This is a genomic window from Candidatus Accumulibacter phosphatis (genome assembly GCF_012939955.1).
GTDB classification, from domain to species: Bacteria; Pseudomonadota; Gammaproteobacteria; order Burkholderiales; family Rhodocyclaceae; genus Accumulibacter; species Accumulibacter delftensis.
On record NZ_SPMY01000045.1, the window covers coordinates 63,773 to 78,722 of the forward strand.

Below are 14,950 nucleotides of genomic sequence, written 5' to 3' on the forward strand. Positions count from 1 at the left end.
TGCGGGCCGGATTCGAGAAAACCATTCAGCCTTTTCGCATCACCAGTAGCAGCGCGGCGATTGAAATGGCAAAACTGATCCAGATGCTCGGATCCTGCTCAAGCGTCAACCACTCGGCGAATTTTCCCGACAGCCCGACGAAGGCCAGATTGATGTAGGCGGCGCCGAGCAGTCCGATGAACAGGCGATCGCCACGCGTCGTTGCCATGGGCAGAAAGCCCTTGCGCAGCGTCGTCGGTGATTTGATCTCCCACACCGTCATTGCCGCCAGCAGCAGGGCAATGAAGATGAAAAAAAACAGCCACCGGTGTGGTCCATACCATCCAGGCAAACATCGTTCAGCTCCTGTAAGCGGCAACACAACGACCTGGCGCTGCCGGAATGGAACTTGCGGCAGCGCCCATCACACCCGCCCCATGGCAAAGCCCTTGGCGATGTAATGGCGGACAAACCAGATCACGATGGCGCCTGGCACGATGGTCAGGACGCCGGCGGCGGCCAGCGTCGCCCAGTCCATGCCCGATGCCGAGACGGTACGCGTCATGGTCGCCACGATAGGTTTGGCATCGACGCTGGTCAGCGTGCGCGCCAGCAACAGTTCCACCCAACTGAACATGAAGCAGAAGAAGGCCGTGACGCCGACGCCGGCCTTGATCAGCGGCAGAAAAATGGTCAGGAAGAAACGCGGGAAGGAATAGCCATCGATATAGGCGGTTTCGTCGATCTCGCGCGGAATACCGCTCATGAAGCCTTCCAGTATCCATACCGCCAATGGCACGTTGAACACCAGATGCGCCAGTGCCACCGCAATATGCGTGTCCATCAGACCGAGGGTCGAGTAGAGCTGAAAGAAGGGCAGCAGGAAAACTGCCGGCGGCGTCATGCGGTTGGTCAGCAGCCAGAAGAAGAGGTGTTTGTCGCCGATAAAGCTGTAGCGCGAAAAAGCGTAGGCCGCGGGCAGAGCCACGCTGATCGAGATCGTCATGTTGATGGCGACGATGATCAGGCTGTTGAGGTAGCCGGAATACCAGGCCGGATCAGTGAAGATGGTGCGGTAGTTGTCCCAGGTGAAGTCCTGCGGGAAAAACGAGAAACTGGAAAGGATTTCCGCGTTGGTCTTGAAGCTCATGTTGACCATCCAGTAGATGGGCAGCAGCGCAAAGACGATATAGAGAATCAGGAACAGGGTGCGCTTCTGGAAGCGGTTTTCATTCATGGCCGGCGCCCTCCTTGTCGGCGGTGCCGACACGCTGCATCCAATTGTAGAGGATGAAACACAAGAGCAGGATGATCAGAAAGTAAATCAGCGAGAAAGCGGCAGCCGGCCCGAGATCGAACTGGCCGACCGCTTTCTGAGTCAGGTACTGGCTGAGAAAAGTGGTCGAATTTCCCGGACCACCGCCCGTCAGAACAAAAGGCTCGGTATAAATCATGAAGCTGTCCATGAAGCGCAGGAGCACGGCGATCATCAATACGCCGCGCATTTTGGGTAGCTGGATGTAGCGGAAGACGGCCAATTTGGAGGCACCGTCTATGCGTGCGGCCTGGTAGTAGGCATCGGGGATGGAGCGTAGTCCGGCAAAGCAGAGTAGCGCCACCAGCGGTGTCCAGTGCCAGACATCCATGCTCAGTACGGTGAGCCAGGCATGCGTGGCATTGCCGGTGTAGCTGTAATCGAAACCCATCTTCTGCAGCATCGCACCCAGCAAACCAATGTCGGCGCGACCGTAGATCTGCCAGATCGTGCCGACCACGTTCCACGGAATCAGCAGCGACAGCGCCACCATCACGAGCACCGCCGAGGCTTTCCAGCCCTTCGCTGGCATGGCCAGGGCGAGGATGATGCCGAGCGGAATCTCCACCGTCAGAACCGCCAGCGAAAAGCCCAGTTGCCGCCACAGGGCGGCATGCAGTTCGTCATCGCGCATGACCAGCGCAAACCATTCCGTGCCCACGAAGACCCGCCGCTCGGGCGAGAAAATGTCCTGCAAGGAATAATTGACCACCGTCATCAAAGGCAGCACGGCGGAGAAGGCGACGCAAATGACCACCGGCAGCACCAGCCACCAGGCCTTTTGGTTAACGGGCTTGGTGCTCAGCACGGGAGGAGTTCCTCATTCTTGTAGAAACAGGTGTGTGATCCCAACACGCCCAGCCAGACCCGGTCGCCGCAGCGGGGTATCTCCTGATCGGGACGCAAGCGCGCCTTGATCGCCAGATCGCCGCATTGGCCGGTCAACAGCACGTGGGTACCGATGTCCAGTGCCTGCGTGACCTTGACCGGCAGGGCCGTCGGGTCTTCGGCAGCGCTGAGCACGACGTATTCGGGCCGGATACCAAGTTTCAGTTCGCCTGCGGGCAAGGCAAGGTCTCGGCCCAGTCCAAGCCGGTGTTCGGCGACCAGCAGTGCCCGCTCATGGACCCGCGCCGGCAGGAAGTTCATGCCCGGCGAACCAATGAAATTGCCCACGAAAGTGTGCTGCGGCCTTTCGAACAACTCCTCGGCGCTTCCCACCTGCACCGAGCGACCGCGCGTCATGACCATCACCTGATCGGCAAAAGTCAAAGCTTCCACCTGATCATGCGTAACGTAGATCAGCGTCAGTTTCAGCTCGAGATGAATCTGTTTCAGTTTTCGCCGCAGCTGCCACTTCAGGTGCGGATCGATGACGGTCAGGGGTTCGTCGAACAACACCGCCGACACGTCGTGCCTGACCAGGCCGCGCCCGAGCGATATCTTCTGCTTGGCGTCGGCGGCAAGGTTCGCGGCGCGCTGATCGAGTTGGCCACTCAGTTCCAGCATTTCGGCAATTTCAGCGACGCGCTTCCTGATCTGATCGCCGGGCATTTTCCGGTTGCGCAGGGGGAAGGCCAGGTTGTCGGCCACGGTCATGGTGTCGTAGATCACGGGAAACTGGAACACCTGGGCGATATTGCGTTGCTGCGGGCTGAGTTGCGTGACGTTGCGGCCGTCGAACTCGACGCTTCCCCGCGACGGCGCCAGCAGGCCCGACATGATGTTGAGCATCGTCGTCTTGCCGCAACCCGAGGGGCCGAGCAGGGCATAGGCGCCGCCATCGGCAAAACTCATCTTCATTGGCAGTAGCGCGTAGTCCTCATCCTGTTGCGGATTGGCCAGGTAGGAATGCGCGAGGTCGAGATCGATGCGCGCCATGTCAATGCCCTCCCCGCCGTTGCGGAGCCACGAGCAAGGTCCCCTGCGCATCGAATACATAGACATGGGCGGGATTGAGCTGCAGGGTCAGCGCTGTGCCCAGCATGAAACGATGCACGCCGCCAAGCTGCGCCACCACTTCCCCGACGGCCGTGGACAGGTGCACAAAAGTGTCCGAGCCGGAGATTTCGGCCAGCTCGACGCGGCCGGCCAGGGGCACGTCGCCTGCGCTTTCCTGCAGGCGAAGTGCGCTGGCGCGTACGCCAACGGTCAGGGCGGTCGTCGCTTGTTGCGCAAGGACTGCCGGGAGGCGAATCGAAAGCGCCGGGCCGGCCTTCAATTGCACCCCATGGCTGCTTGCTGCAGCGGCGATCAGGTTCATCGGCGGATCGCTGAAGGCGCGGGCGACGCGCAAGGACTTGGGGGCATGGAAGACCTCGGCGGTGGGTCCATATTGCAGCAGTTCGCCGGCATCCATGACCGCCGTGTGCCCACCCAGCAGCAAGGCCTCGCCCGGCTCGGTGGTGGCGTAGATGACCGTTGAATCGCCGGCCGCAAACAGCTCGCTCAGTTCTTCGCGCAATTCCTCGCGCAGCTTGTAGTCGAGATTGACCAGGGGTTCGTCGAGCAGCATCAGCGGGGCACCCTTGGCCAGCGCACGCGCCAGCGCCACGCGCTGTTGCTGGCCGCCGGAAAGCTCGGCCGGGTAGCGGTCCAGGAAGCCATCGATGTGCAGCCGCTGCGCCAGCGCACGCACGCGCTCATCGATATTCTTTTCGCCACGCAGCTTCAATGGCGAGGCAATGTTGTCGGCGACCCGTAACGAGGGGTAGTTGATGAATTGCTGATAGACCATCGCCACGTTGCGGTCGCGTACCGAAACACCGGTAACATCCTGGCCATTCACCCTCACCACCCCGCGGGTGGGCGTGTCGAGGCCGGCCATGATGCGCATCAAGCTGGTCTTCCCCGCCTGGGTGGCGCCCAGCAGCACGGTTACCGCGTTGCGCTTCGGCGCGAGGTCCATTGTGTAGAGCCAGGACTGCGCCCCCACCCGCTTGCTGATGCCTTGCAGTTCCAATTCCATGGCGATGGTCTCCCGGAACGCAGTTTGCTTCGAAGTCGGCGCTTCATCAAGCGACTTTTCGCTATTGGCCTCCCGATCCTCACGGACCGTGCCCGCGCCTAACGGTCATGACATGTCGGGATAATCCAAATCATGAAAGTCATGACCGTCCCCCTCTTCGCCCGGCCCTTCTCCCGCAGGGGGAGAAGGGAGATTCGTGAGTCGCGTACGCGACTTTCACATCAAAGCCGCGCCGCGAGAATCTGTGCAATCTCGTCATCAGTGAGCACAATGGGATTGCTCTTCATGCTGCTGCCACGACAATTGGCCACGATGCGCGGGAAGTCGGCGCGGGTGATTCGCCAGTTTGACAGGCGCGGCAAGGCGAGCGTTTGCTCCCATTGGCGCAAGCTCGTGACCAGGAAGCTGCGTGCATCCTGAGCCTTCATTCCCTTCTGCATGGCAAAGCGACGGCCGATCTCGGCGTATTTCGGCAGCGCAGGATTCTCGGGATCGCGCCTTTCCATCGCCGCAATATTGACCGCCGTTGCCGTGGCGACCAGTGTGCCGCAGGCCGCGCCGTGGGGAATCGGAAAAAAAGGCGCCGAGGGGCGAGGCGAGGCCATGAACGGCACCGAGACCGGTCTGCGCCAGGCAGATGCCAGACAGCAGCGAGGCGTAGGCCATCTTCTCGCGTGCCGGGGCAGATTGTTCGGCATACAGCGGCAACAGCGCATCCCTGGCCGCCATGATGCCGGAGCGCGCAAGCGCGTCCGTCATCGGGTTGCTGCCTGTCGAGACGAAGGATTCGAGGAGTTGCGTGAAGGCATCCATGCCATTGGCGGCGATGAGCTGCGGCGGACAGCTGACGAGCAGGTCAGGATCGACGATCGCCCATTCGGCCACCAGTTGCTCATCGCGAAAGGATTTCTTGAACTGTCCTTGAATTGACAATACGGCGTTCCTGGTGGCTTCCGAGCCAGTGCCGGCCGTGCTTGGTACGGCGATCAAGGGCGTCGACGGGCCGCCATAGGGTAGCTCGGGACCGACGCCCTCGAGATGATCGAGCACCGAATTGCCTGGCTTGAGCAGGCCGGCGATGGCCTTAGCCGCATCAAGGGCGCTGCCGCCGCCGATAGCAATCACGGCATCAAACGCTTCGCCTTGCAATGCCGAGACGGTGGCATCAATAAAAGTCGGCGCTGGCTCGGTGACGATCTTGACGATTTCCCAGCGGCAATCCCGCTGGCGCAAGGCAGCGAAGAGCCGCGGCGCATGCGCCGAGCCGAGAAAGCTCCGTGCGCCCGTGATCAGCAACAGGCGCTTGCCATAGCTGGCGGCGATGTCCGGCAAGTTGCTCAGGGAACCGCAGCCGAACCTGATCTGCGGCAGACGGGCGATGGCAAACGCAGCGAAGCTCATGCAGGGACCCTCCTTCCATGTTCCAGTGGGTGCATCAAGCAGTGCAATGCAAACCCGGATTTCGCCGGCCAGGCAGTTCTTGAACCCTGTATGCCCGCTTCGCTAGTGCCGGGCTGCGCGAAGTTTGGAACCTATAAATTCCGGCTACCGCGTGGGTTTCGCGCCGCTGTAATGCTTGCTGAAGGCCGCATCGGGAACGGTGAATGCGGCACCGCACTAGCTCCGGCCGACGCGCTGCCAGGCACGCCGTGTTGACCTTCGTCATTGCCTCCGCACTTGCTTGTGGCATTCTTCAAGCATGATCGCGGAAAGCGTGGTACGAAATTCCAGCATCGCCAGCCCTCCACAGCCATCCCCCAGCGACGCCAAGCCAGAGCCAAGCCATAGCCATGATGCCCGTTAGCAGCGACCTTCCCGATGCCTTCTGCCGACCCCTGCGGGACCTCGCCGACGCTCAGTCGATCGTCGGCGAAATCGAAGCCCTGCTCAGCACGCGGCAGCTCAGTCTGCGCCTGCCGCCGCCCGTGCCGAACACTTGCTGTGGTCGGGGCTGCAACGGCTGCGTCTGGCAGGGCTACTACCAGGCGCTGGGGTACTGGCGGGATCAGGCCCGGGCCCTCTTGGGCTGATCAAATCGCGTCAGCACAACCACCGCCGTCGGGGAAGGATAGAATAGCCAGTTCCAAGAGGGTGTGACGAGCTCGTTTGCAGAGAAGGGCCGTCGCGACCAGCGGCCGTCCAGTCCTGCCGAATCCACCAATTCCGCCAATTCCGCCAATTCCACCAATTCCACCCAGCGCGAATCCGACAACACCGGAACCGACGCTGCGCCTGACTCGGAGCAAGAAGGTATGAGCATGGATGATCTCGCCCTACTGCGACGGCAGCTCGAAGAGGAGCGCGCAGCGCGCAAGAAAGCCGAGGACTTGCTCGAAGAAACGGTCCGCGAGCTGACGCTTGCCAATCAATTGTTGCAGCGCTATCTCGACGCCGTGCCATGCATCGTGGTCGCTCTGGACACTCGTGCTTGCATCGCGATGATCAATCGTGCGGGCTGCGCCCTGCTCGGCCAGCCGGAGAGCGCGCTACTCGGGCAGCCCTGGTTCGAGCACTGCCTGCCGCAGCCAAGCGGCAAGTCCGTCCTCCTCCCCTGCTTTCTGCAACTTGTCAGCGGCGAGGGACAGGCCCAGGAAGCACTGTCGGAATATCCCGTCGTCGACGCGGATGGGCAGCAGCGTCTGATGGCCTGGCACACGGGTATGCTGACCGACGCTGCCGGGGTAATCGTCGGCACGCTGAGTTCCGGTGAAGAGATCAGCGAACGAAAACTGGCTGAAGTAGCGATCGCCGAATCCAGAAACCTGCTCCTGAAGGTCATTGATACCGTGCCTGCTCGCGTCTTCTGGAAGGACACCGATTTACGCTTTCTTGGCTGCAATAGGAGGTTTGCCGAGGATGCCGGGATGCCGAGTCCTGACGACCTGATCGGCAAGGACGACTATCAGATGGTGTGGGCAGAACAGGCCGATCATTATCGCGCCGACGATCGGGAAGTCATGGCCGCCGGGGCACCGCGACTGTTCTTTGAAGAACAGCAGACCACTGCCAGCGGTGAGACCGTCTGGCTGCGGACGTCCAAGATCCCGCTGATCAATGACGACAATGAAACCTTCGGCGTGCTGGGGGTGTACGAGGACATCACTGAATGCCGCCGGATCGAAGCCGACAATCGCATCCATCTCGCCGAGTTGACTGCCCTCAATGGCATGCTCATCGAAGCGCAAAACCAGATGCTGCGATCGGTGAAGATGGCTTCCGTCGGTCGACTGGCGGCAGGCGTAGCGAACGAGATCGACAAGCCCTTCGCTTTCATCAACTCCAATCTGGAAGCCCTCAAGGGGCACGTGGCGGATCTGTTGAGCGTGCTGGAAGCCTACGAGAAAGCTGAACCGGCGCTGGCCGGGCAGGTGGCTTTCCTGGCCGCCATCGAGCAGGCGAAAGAAAAGGCGCATCTTGCCTTCATGCAGCACGATATCCTGAACCTGATCAGCGAATCGCTCGACGGTGTGCAGCGCGCCAAGACGGCCGTCGAAACTCTCAAAGAGTTTTCGCGCGTGGACACCGCCGAGTGGCAGCTTGCAAATCTTGAGAAAGGCCTGGAGAGCACACTCAACATCGTCTGGAACGAGATCAAGTACAAGGCAAAAATCAAGAAGGACTACGCCGGCATCCCCGACATAGAATGTCTTGCTCCGCAACTCAACCAGGTCTTCCTGAATCTGGTGATCAATGCCGCGCAAGCCATCGACGAGCGCGGCGTGATCATCCTGCGCACCGGCTTCGACGAGCATGAGGTGTGGGTTGAAGTCGGCGATACCGGCAAGGGCATCGAGCCCGAAGACATGGACAAGATCTTCGACCCTTTCTTCACCACCAAAGCGACTGGCAAAGGAAGCGGCCTCGGCCTGTCACTAGCCGACAACATTGTTCGCCGCCATGGTGGGAGACTCGATACGCGCAGCAAACCGGGCAAAGGAAGCGTGTTTCGCGTCACCTTGCCGCGCAACCGCTTGCTCAACAAGGAAGATTTCTGAACCCACCGCCAACAAGCGCGGCTGGTAAGCTCCCCTCTCGGCCCTTCCTCTCAGCGCAACGCTGACCACTCTTATGGACGCCAGCCTGATTGCCACCTACGCTTTGCTCGCCATCGCCGCTTTCTGCGCCGGGGCGATGAACTCGGTTGCCGGTGGCGGCACCTTCCTGTCGTTTCCGGCGCTGCTCGCCGCCGGCGTCCCGCCCGTGATGGCCAACGCCAGCAACTCGGTTGCCCTCTGGCCAGGCAGCCTCGCCGCCGCGTGGGCTTTTCGTACCGAACTGCTGCGCTTTCGCACGGCGCTGCCGCTGCTGACCCTGGTTGCCTTCCTCGGTGGCATCGCCGGTGGCCTGTTGCTGCTCGCCACGTCGAACGCTGCCTTCGCGAACCTGATTCCCTGGCTGCTCCTCGTGGCCACGGTTCTCTTCGCCTTCAGTACGCAGTTCTCGGCCTTGGTCGCTGGCCTGCGCAAACCTGCGCGCGAAGCCGATGGCGGCCCCGCCAACAGCCGGCAAGTTGGCGTCGGCGGCTTCGCGTTTCAGCTCGCGGTGTCGATATACGGTGGCTTCTTTGGCGCCGGCATGGGCATCCTGATGCTCGCCGCGTTGGCGATCCAGGGATTCGACGATGTGCACGAGATCAATGCCCTGAAGAACTGGCTATCGGCGGTGATCTACTCGGTTGCGGTGGTCACCTTCGTCGTCGCCGATGCCGTTTCCTGGCCCCACACGATGGTGATGCTGGTGACCGGAACGCTTGGCGGCTACACGGGCGGCCGCGTCGCGCGCCGCATTCCTGCCCTGTGGTTACGACGCTTCATTGTCGCGCTCGGCAGCTTGCTGACCCTGGCGTATTTCTACAAGAGCGGAGTGAATTAGAAGCAGCAAGCGAAGGCAGCGCTCGATTCGGCCAGGCTCAACCTTTCCTACACCGTCATCTGTTCGCCGGTGAATGGCTCCCGGGGCCAAACGCGCGATTGACGCCGCATGACCGCGGCTCATACACTCTCGCGGGCACCATCTCTCCTCCATTGATGATCTCAGCCCTCACCCCTGCGCCTTGAAGGGAGCCACACATGGCCGATGGCCTTGGCCGCAAAGCAATCGCCAGACTGCCCATCGTCGACTACGATCAGGTTCGCGATCAGCTGCGTACCGGCGACATCGTCTTTTGCTCTGGCACCTACTTCTTCTCGCAGACCATCCAGTGGTTCACGCGATCCGTCTGGAGCCATGTCGGCATCATCTATCGCGACGACAATCTGCAGCGCATCTTCGTGCTCGAGAGCGAAACCGCCATCGGGGTCCGCCTCGCTCCCTTGTCCAAGTATCTGCGCGATTACCACGGTCGCAACAAGCCCTACAAAGGACGCATGGTGATCGCCCGCATCACCCCCGGCCCGGACGACGAGAAACTCAAGTCGGTGATCAGCTTCGGCATGGACGAACTCACCAGGCCTTACGACAACTGGGAGATCTGCCGCATCGCGATGCGGATTCTCTTCAGGCGCGGCCGCAAGAACCGAGACCGCAAGTACATCTGCTCGGAACTGGTCTACGAGGCTTTTCGCAAGGCGGAGGTCGCGTTCAAGTTCCACCGCAATTCGATCAGCCCGGACGACATCTGGAACGATGAACGCGTGATGATGCAGTTCCGTATCATGTGACGGGACTCGTTCCGCGGCCCTCTTCCGCTGCCCTCTTCCTCTTGCATTGAACTCTTTCCGAGAAAGAAAGCCATGATCGACCAGACCGTCGCCGACTTCAGCCTGCCGGCTACCGGCGGCCAGACCTTCACGCTGTCGGCCTGCCCGGGCAGCACCGTCGTACTCTACTTCTACCCCAAGGACAGCACGCCGGGGTGCACCACCGAGGCTCAGCAATTCCGCGATCTCCACCCGCAGTTCGTCGAGGCCGGCGCCATCGTCGTCGGCGTCTCACGCGACAGCATCCGCTCGCACGAGAACTTCAAGGCCAAGCAGGACCTGCCCTTCGCTCTGCTCTCCGATGCCGACGAATTGCTATGCACACGCTTCGCGGTGATCAAAATGAAATCGCTGTACGGCAAGCAGGTCCGCGGTATCGAGCGCAGCACCTTTGTCATCGATGGCAAGGGGGTGTTGCGGCGCGAATGGCGCGCTCTGAAAGTAGCCGGCCATGCGCAGCAAGTGCTGGATTTCGTCGTTCAGCTCTGATCACCAAGCCTGACCGATAAACCCTCATCCGGAAGACCTGCGCATGATCCGCTCATCTGCCACCGCCGCCGGCGACGCCGCTGCCAAGCCGAGGAAACTCTTCGTCCTCGACACCAATGTCCTGATGCACGACCCGAGCAGTGTCTACCGTTTCCAGGAGCACGACATCTTCCTGCCGATCATGACCCTGGAAGAACTGGACAATCACAAGAAGGGGATGTCCGAGATCGCGCGCAATGCTCGCCAGGTGACACGAACGCTCGATGAAATAGTCAGCAGCATCGACGACGCCATCGACCAGGGCATCGAGCTCGACGAAGCTTCGCGCGGACTGGCCAGCGGTCGGCTCTTTCTGCAGACCGAGGCGATCGCCAGTGAGCTCCCGGCAGGACTACCGACAGCCAAGGCCGACAACCAGATTCTGGCGGTTGTCATCCACCTGCAACGCCAGCATCCCGAGCGTTCGGTGATCCTCGTCTCCAAAGACATCAACATGCGCATCAAGGCGCGCACGCTCGGGCTGCAAGCGCAGGACTACTTCAACGACAAGGTTCTCGAAGACAGCGACCTCCTGTACACCGGCATGCGCGAACTGGGCTCGGATTTCTGGGACCAGCATGCGCAGGGGATGGAGTCCTGGCAGCAGGACGGTCACACGCTGTACCGCCTCAAGGGCCCGCTGTGCGCGCAATTTCTGGCCAACCAGTTCCTCATCCAGGACGGCGAGAGCCCGTTGCATGCGATCGTCCGCGACGCCTCTGCAATGAGCGCCGAGATTGCCACCCTGACCGACTATACGCACAGCAGGAACAGCGTCTGGGGAATCACCGCGCGCAACCGCGAGCAGAACTTTGCGTTCAATCTGCTAATGAATCCGGAAATCGATTTTGTCACCCTGCTCGGCCAGGCGGGTACCGGCAAGACGCTGCTCACGCTCGCCGCTGGACTCACCCAGGTGCTCGAAAGCAGGCGCTACAGCGAAATCATCATCACCCGGGTCACCGTGCCGGTCGGTGAGGACATCGGTTTTCTGCCAGGCACCGAAGAAGAGAAGATGGGGCCGTGGATGGGCGCCCTTGAAGACAACCTCGAAGTCCTCAATCAGAGCGATGAAGACGCGGGCGACTGGGGGCGTGCAGCCACCCACGACCTGATTCGCAACCGCATCAAGATCAAGTCGCTCAATTTCATGCGCGGTCGAACGTTCCTCAACAAGTTTCTGATTATCGACGAAGCGCAGAATCTGACTCCGAAGCAGATGAAGACGCTGATTACCCGCGCCGGGCCAGCGACGAAAGTGATCTGCCTCGGCAATATCGCCCAGATCGATACGCCCTATCTTACCGAAGGCAGTTCCGGCCTCGCCTACGTCGTCGATCGTTTCAAGGGCTGGGCGTACGCCGGGCATATCACCCTGCAACGCGGCGAACGCTCCCGCCTCGCCGACTACGCGGCCGAGGTGCTATAATTTTCTGCCATTGGCGGGCCGTGTCTAGGACACGGCCCGGTCGTTTGTAGCCACCGATCCGTGCTACCTGCTCCGTCCGACCAGGATCCCGCGCTTACCGGAGAGTCGATTGAAACGACGCAATTTCCTTGCTGCTTCGGCACTTCTTTCGCTACTGGCGCCGACGTCGGTGTTGGCCGCAAAAAAAAAGCAAGACAAGCGCCAAAGCAACGCGTAGAAGCAGCACCAAGAAGAGCAGCCGGCAAAGCGCGCCAGCCACCGCCGAAAAGCCGAAAGCGCCTGCTGCGGCCAGTTCGCCGCAGCCAGGAGCCGAGCAACCCGACGCCACCGGCCTGCCCGATGAACCAGCGACGCCCTGGCGAATCTACGACATCACCTCGACCATCGCCCTCAAGGAGGTCAAGGGCAAGCTGCGGCTGTGGTTGCCGCTGGCGCTGCACAAGGACACGCTCTGGCAGCGTTCGCTGGGCCAGAGCTGGCAAGGTAATTTCACGAATGCCGGCATCTACCGCGACCCGGCCGAGACAATGGTGGTGTTCTACGCCGATTGGAACGAGGGGGTCGATACTCCGCAGTTGCAAATCACCAGCCAGGTCGCCAAACGAGACCGTCATTTCGACATTACCCGACGCGGCAACGCCGCTGAGCGCAGCGAAGTGCTGCGCCAGAACCTGCATGCCAGCAATTTGGTCCCCACCGACGGACTCGTACGCCGCACCGCCGAACGCGCCGTCGGTCGCATCCAGGACCCGCTGGCACGCGGCAAGGCGATTTACGACTGGGTGCTGGAAAACACCACCTACGATCCGTCGCAGCCCGGTAGCGGTCGAGGTGATATCGAAGCCATGCTCGATAGCGGCCAGTTGAGCGGAAAAAGTGCCGATATCACGCTTCTCTTCGTCGGCCTGTGTCGAGCCATTGGCATTCCTGCGCGTCCGTTTTTCGGGCAGCGCATCGACAGCTCACGATTGTTCTCCGGCCTCGGCGCGACAGGCAACCTCAGCACGGAACAGCAGTGCCGCGCCGAATTCTATACGCCGGGCTACGGCTGGATTCCGGTCAATCCGGCCGATGTGCGCAAGGCAATCCACGACGAGCACCTGAGCAGTAACGACCCGAAACTGGTCGTCCTGAGCAAGCTGCTGTTTGGTTTCTGGGAAATGAACTGGGTCGCTTTCAACAGCGCCCTGGATGTCAGGCTGCGCGGCGACAACGGTAAGGCACTACCTTTTCTGGTCGTGCCGCAGGCCGAAGTGGCTGCCAACCGCTTCGACAGCCTGGATACCAAGCGCTTCAGCTACACCGTGCACGCCAGCAGCGTCGAAGGCTAAGGCCATCGCCTGAAAAGGCTGCTCCTTGCCCGGCAATCAGTACGAGCCCGCGCTGGCGAAATTCTCGAAACGCGTGTATTCACCCAGAAAAGTAAGGCGAACGGTACCGATCGGACCGTTACGCTGCTTGCCGATGATGATCTCGGCAACGCCCTTCTCGGCCGTATCCTGGTTATAGACCTCGTCGCGATAGATGAACATGATCACATCAGCATCCTGTTCGATGGCGCCCGATTCGCGCAGGTCGGACATCACCGGGCGCTTGTTCGGACGTTGTTCGAGCGAGCGGTTGAGCTGCGAGAGGGCCATCAGGGGAACATTCAATTCCTTTGCCAGGCTCTTCAGCGAACGCGAAATCTCGGAGATCTCGGTCGCCCGGTTCTCGCCATGGCCGGTCGCGGACATCAGCTGCAGATAGTCGATGACGATCAGGCCGAGTGGACCGCACTGGCGGCGGAGGCGACGCGCGCGGGCGCGCAGATCGATCGGATTGAGCGCTGGCGTTTCGTCGATATAGATCGGCGCTTCGTGCATCTTGCCCAGGGCAAACGATAGTCGTGACCACTCGTCGTCGTTGAGCCGACCGGTACGTACGCGATGCGCGTCGAGCCGGCCCACTGAAGAAAGCATGCGCATGGCGAGTTGCGTACCGCCCATCTCCATCGAAAAAACGGCCACCGGCAGGCCGACCTCGATGGCGACATGCTCGGCGATGTTGAGCGCAAACGAAGTCTTGCCCATCGACGGCCGCCCGGCGACGATCAGCAGATCACCGCCTTGTAGACCGGAAGTCTTGCTGTCAAGATCATGATAGCCGGTGGGAACGCCAGTGATGTCCGACGGATTGTCGCGATCATGCAGTTCCTGAATACGCTCGACAACCTGTGTCAGCAGGGGGTTGATGTGCTGGAAGCCGGTCTGGTGGCGCAAGCCGCCTTCGGCGATGGCAAAGACTTTCCTCTCGGCCTCATCGAGCAAGGTCTTCGGATCGCGACCGAGCGGATTGAGCGCGCTCCCGGCGATCTCGTCACCGGCAGTCACCAGTTGCCGCAGAATCGCTCGCTCACGAACGATCTCCGCGTAACGCCGGATATTCGCCGCCGACGGCGTATTGGCGGCGAGTTCACCTAGATAGGCGAGGCCGCCGGTATCCTTGCCCTCGCCTGCCAGGTCGAGGCTTTCGGCCACGGTCACCGCGTCAGCCGGCTTGCCACGCTCCAGCAGTTTGCAAATCTGGCGGTAGATGCGCTTGTGCTCGTCGCGATAGAAGTCGCCTTCGGCCATCAGGTCGGCGATCTTGTCGAAAGCGGCATTGTCGAGCAAGAGGCCACCAAGAACCGATTGCTCGGCCTCTATCGAGTGCGGTGGCACCCGCAGCGCAGACAACGCCGGGTCAATCTGCGGGCTACGGCCGCCGTCTCGCCGCGCACCGCGACTGCTCGCGCGTGGCCCACGTTCGGAGTTTTCCGAGGGCGATGAATCTGAATCGAAGGGCTTGGCCATGACTGATCAGTGAAAAAAACGGGGCGAGCAAGGCAGCGAGTTTACCCCGCTGATGAAATTTTCCCGTTGCCCGCACGAAAAAAAAGCCTTGCCCCAGGGCAAGGCTTTTTCGTGGCGCCAGCAGACGGCGCCGGATCAGACTTAGGCGATTTCTGTCAAGGAATATACCATCTTGCTTGTCTTTTCGCCCGTCTTCTA

General features: G+C 61.1%; 12 protein-coding genes and 2 pseudogenes. 7 read left to right on the forward strand and 7 right to left on the reverse strand.

Translation table 11 applies throughout. The features are described 5' to 3' along the window. Positions 1 to 25: 25 nt before the first annotated feature. From E4Q23_RS15845 to E4Q23_RS15870, 6 genes and pseudogenes are all read right to left on the reverse strand, one after another. A pseudogene (locus E4Q23_RS15845) lies at positions 26 to 335 on the reverse strand (DUF2160 domain-containing protein). Positions 336 to 403: 68 nt separating this feature from the next. After that, a complete protein-coding gene (locus E4Q23_RS15850; RefSeq protein WP_169067531.1) occupies positions 404 to 1,216 on the reverse strand; it encodes a carbohydrate ABC transporter permease in 813 nt (270 codons plus the stop codon). Next, the gene (locus E4Q23_RS15855) at positions 1,209 to 2,102 is read right to left on the reverse strand and encodes an ABC transporter permease subunit (protein WP_169067532.1); all 894 of its coding nucleotides are present in this window, start codon (positions 2,100 to 2,102) and stop codon (positions 1,209 to 1,211) included. Before E4Q23_RS15855 ends, E4Q23_RS15850 begins: the two co-directional genes overlap by 8 nt. Beyond that, positions 2,096 to 3,175, reverse strand: a complete 1,080-nt coding sequence (locus E4Q23_RS15860; RefSeq protein ID WP_169067533.1) for an ABC transporter ATP-binding protein — start codon at positions 3,173 to 3,175, stop codon at positions 2,096 to 2,098. Before E4Q23_RS15860 ends, E4Q23_RS15855 begins: the two co-directional genes overlap by 7 nt. Position 3,176: 1 nt before the next feature. Beyond that, positions 3,177 to 4,262 (reverse strand): ABC transporter ATP-binding protein, encoded by a 1,086-nt coding sequence (locus tag E4Q23_RS15865; protein WP_169067534.1) that lies wholly within the window; start codon positions 4,260 to 4,262, stop codon positions 3,177 to 3,179. Between the two features lie 221 nt (positions 4,263 to 4,483). Further along, positions 4,484 to 5,663: pseudogene (locus E4Q23_RS15870) on the reverse strand (iron-containing alcohol dehydrogenase). Between the two features lie 389 nt (positions 5,664 to 6,052). Here E4Q23_RS15870 and E4Q23_RS15875 point away from each other — a divergent pair. From E4Q23_RS15875 to E4Q23_RS15905, 7 genes are all read left to right on the forward strand, one after another. Further along, positions 6,053 to 6,292 (forward strand): oxidoreductase-like domain-containing protein, encoded by a 240-nt coding sequence (locus tag E4Q23_RS15875; RefSeq protein WP_248595496.1) that lies wholly within the window; start codon positions 6,053 to 6,055, stop codon positions 6,290 to 6,292. 228 nt (positions 6,293 to 6,520) lie between these two features. Next, a complete protein-coding gene (locus E4Q23_RS15880) occupies positions 6,521 to 8,257 on the forward strand; it encodes an ATP-binding protein (RefSeq protein WP_211203790.1) in 1,737 nt (578 codons plus the stop codon). 73 nt (positions 8,258 to 8,330) lie between these two features. Further along, positions 8,331 to 9,134, forward strand: a complete 804-nt coding sequence (locus tag E4Q23_RS15885; RefSeq protein ID WP_169067536.1) for a sulfite exporter TauE/SafE family protein — start codon at positions 8,331 to 8,333, stop codon at positions 9,132 to 9,134. 197 nt (positions 9,135 to 9,331) lie between these two features. Then, positions 9,332 to 9,922, forward strand: a complete 591-nt coding sequence (locus E4Q23_RS15890; protein ID WP_169067537.1) for a YiiX/YebB-like N1pC/P60 family cysteine hydrolase — start codon at positions 9,332 to 9,334, stop codon at positions 9,920 to 9,922. 72 nt (positions 9,923 to 9,994) lie between these two features. Then, positions 9,995 to 10,450, forward strand: coding sequence for a peroxiredoxin (locus E4Q23_RS15895; protein WP_169067538.1), 456 nt, complete (start codon positions 9,995 to 9,997; stop codon positions 10,448 to 10,450). A 43-nt stretch (positions 10,451 to 10,493) separates the two neighbouring features. After that, positions 10,494 to 11,918, forward strand: coding sequence for a PhoH family protein (locus tag E4Q23_RS15900; RefSeq protein WP_169067539.1), 1,425 nt, complete (start codon positions 10,494 to 10,496; stop codon positions 11,916 to 11,918). Between the two features lie 128 nt (positions 11,919 to 12,046). Further along, complete coding sequence (locus E4Q23_RS15905) at positions 12,047 to 13,249, forward strand: transglutaminase-like domain-containing protein (protein WP_169067540.1); 1,203 nt, start codon at positions 12,047 to 12,049, stop codon at positions 13,247 to 13,249. A 36-nt stretch (positions 13,250 to 13,285) separates the two neighbouring features. Here E4Q23_RS15905 and dnaB read toward each other — a convergent pair whose 3' ends face one another. Continuing rightward, positions 13,286 to 14,752 carry a replicative DNA helicase gene (gene dnaB / locus E4Q23_RS15910; RefSeq protein WP_248595497.1) on the reverse strand — a complete coding sequence of 489 codons (1,467 nt, stop codon included), beginning with the start codon at positions 14,750 to 14,752 and terminating at the stop codon, positions 13,286 to 13,288. Positions 14,753 to 14,950 lie beyond the last annotated feature (198 nt).

What these genes read in the sequence shown, in the direction of transcription:
- dnaB (WP_248595497.1), bottom strand. Translation starts at nt 14,752, where the DNA reads ATGGCCAAGCCCTTCGATTCAGATTCATCGCCCTCGGAAAACTCCGAA.
- E4Q23_RS15860 (WP_169067533.1), bottom strand. Translation starts at nt 3,175, where the DNA reads ATGGCGCGCATCGATCTCGACCTCGCGCATTCCTACCTGGCCAATCCG.
- E4Q23_RS15875 (WP_248595496.1), top strand. Translation starts at nt 6,053, where the DNA reads ATGATGCCCGTTAGCAGCGACCTTCCCGATGCCTTCTGCCGACCCCTG.
- E4Q23_RS15890 (WP_169067537.1), top strand. Translation starts at nt 9,332, where the DNA reads ATGGCCGATGGCCTTGGCCGCAAAGCAATCGCCAGACTGCCCATCGTC.
- E4Q23_RS15880 (WP_211203790.1), top strand. Translation starts at nt 6,521, where the DNA reads ATGGATGATCTCGCCCTACTGCGACGGCAGCTCGAAGAGGAGCGCGCA.
- E4Q23_RS15865 (WP_169067534.1), bottom strand. Translation starts at nt 4,262, where the DNA reads ATGGAATTGGAACTGCAAGGCATCAGCAAGCGGGTGGGGGCGCAGTCC.
- E4Q23_RS15900 (WP_169067539.1), top strand. Translation starts at nt 10,494, where the DNA reads ATGATCCGCTCATCTGCCACCGCCGCCGGCGACGCCGCTGCCAAGCCG.
- E4Q23_RS15885 (WP_169067536.1), top strand. Translation starts at nt 8,331, where the DNA reads ATGGACGCCAGCCTGATTGCCACCTACGCTTTGCTCGCCATCGCCGCT.
- E4Q23_RS15850 (WP_169067531.1), bottom strand. Translation starts at nt 1,216, where the DNA reads ATGAATGAAAACCGCTTCCAGAAGCGCACCCTGTTCCTGATTCTCTAT.
- E4Q23_RS15895 (WP_169067538.1), top strand. Translation starts at nt 9,995, where the DNA reads ATGATCGACCAGACCGTCGCCGACTTCAGCCTGCCGGCTACCGGCGGC.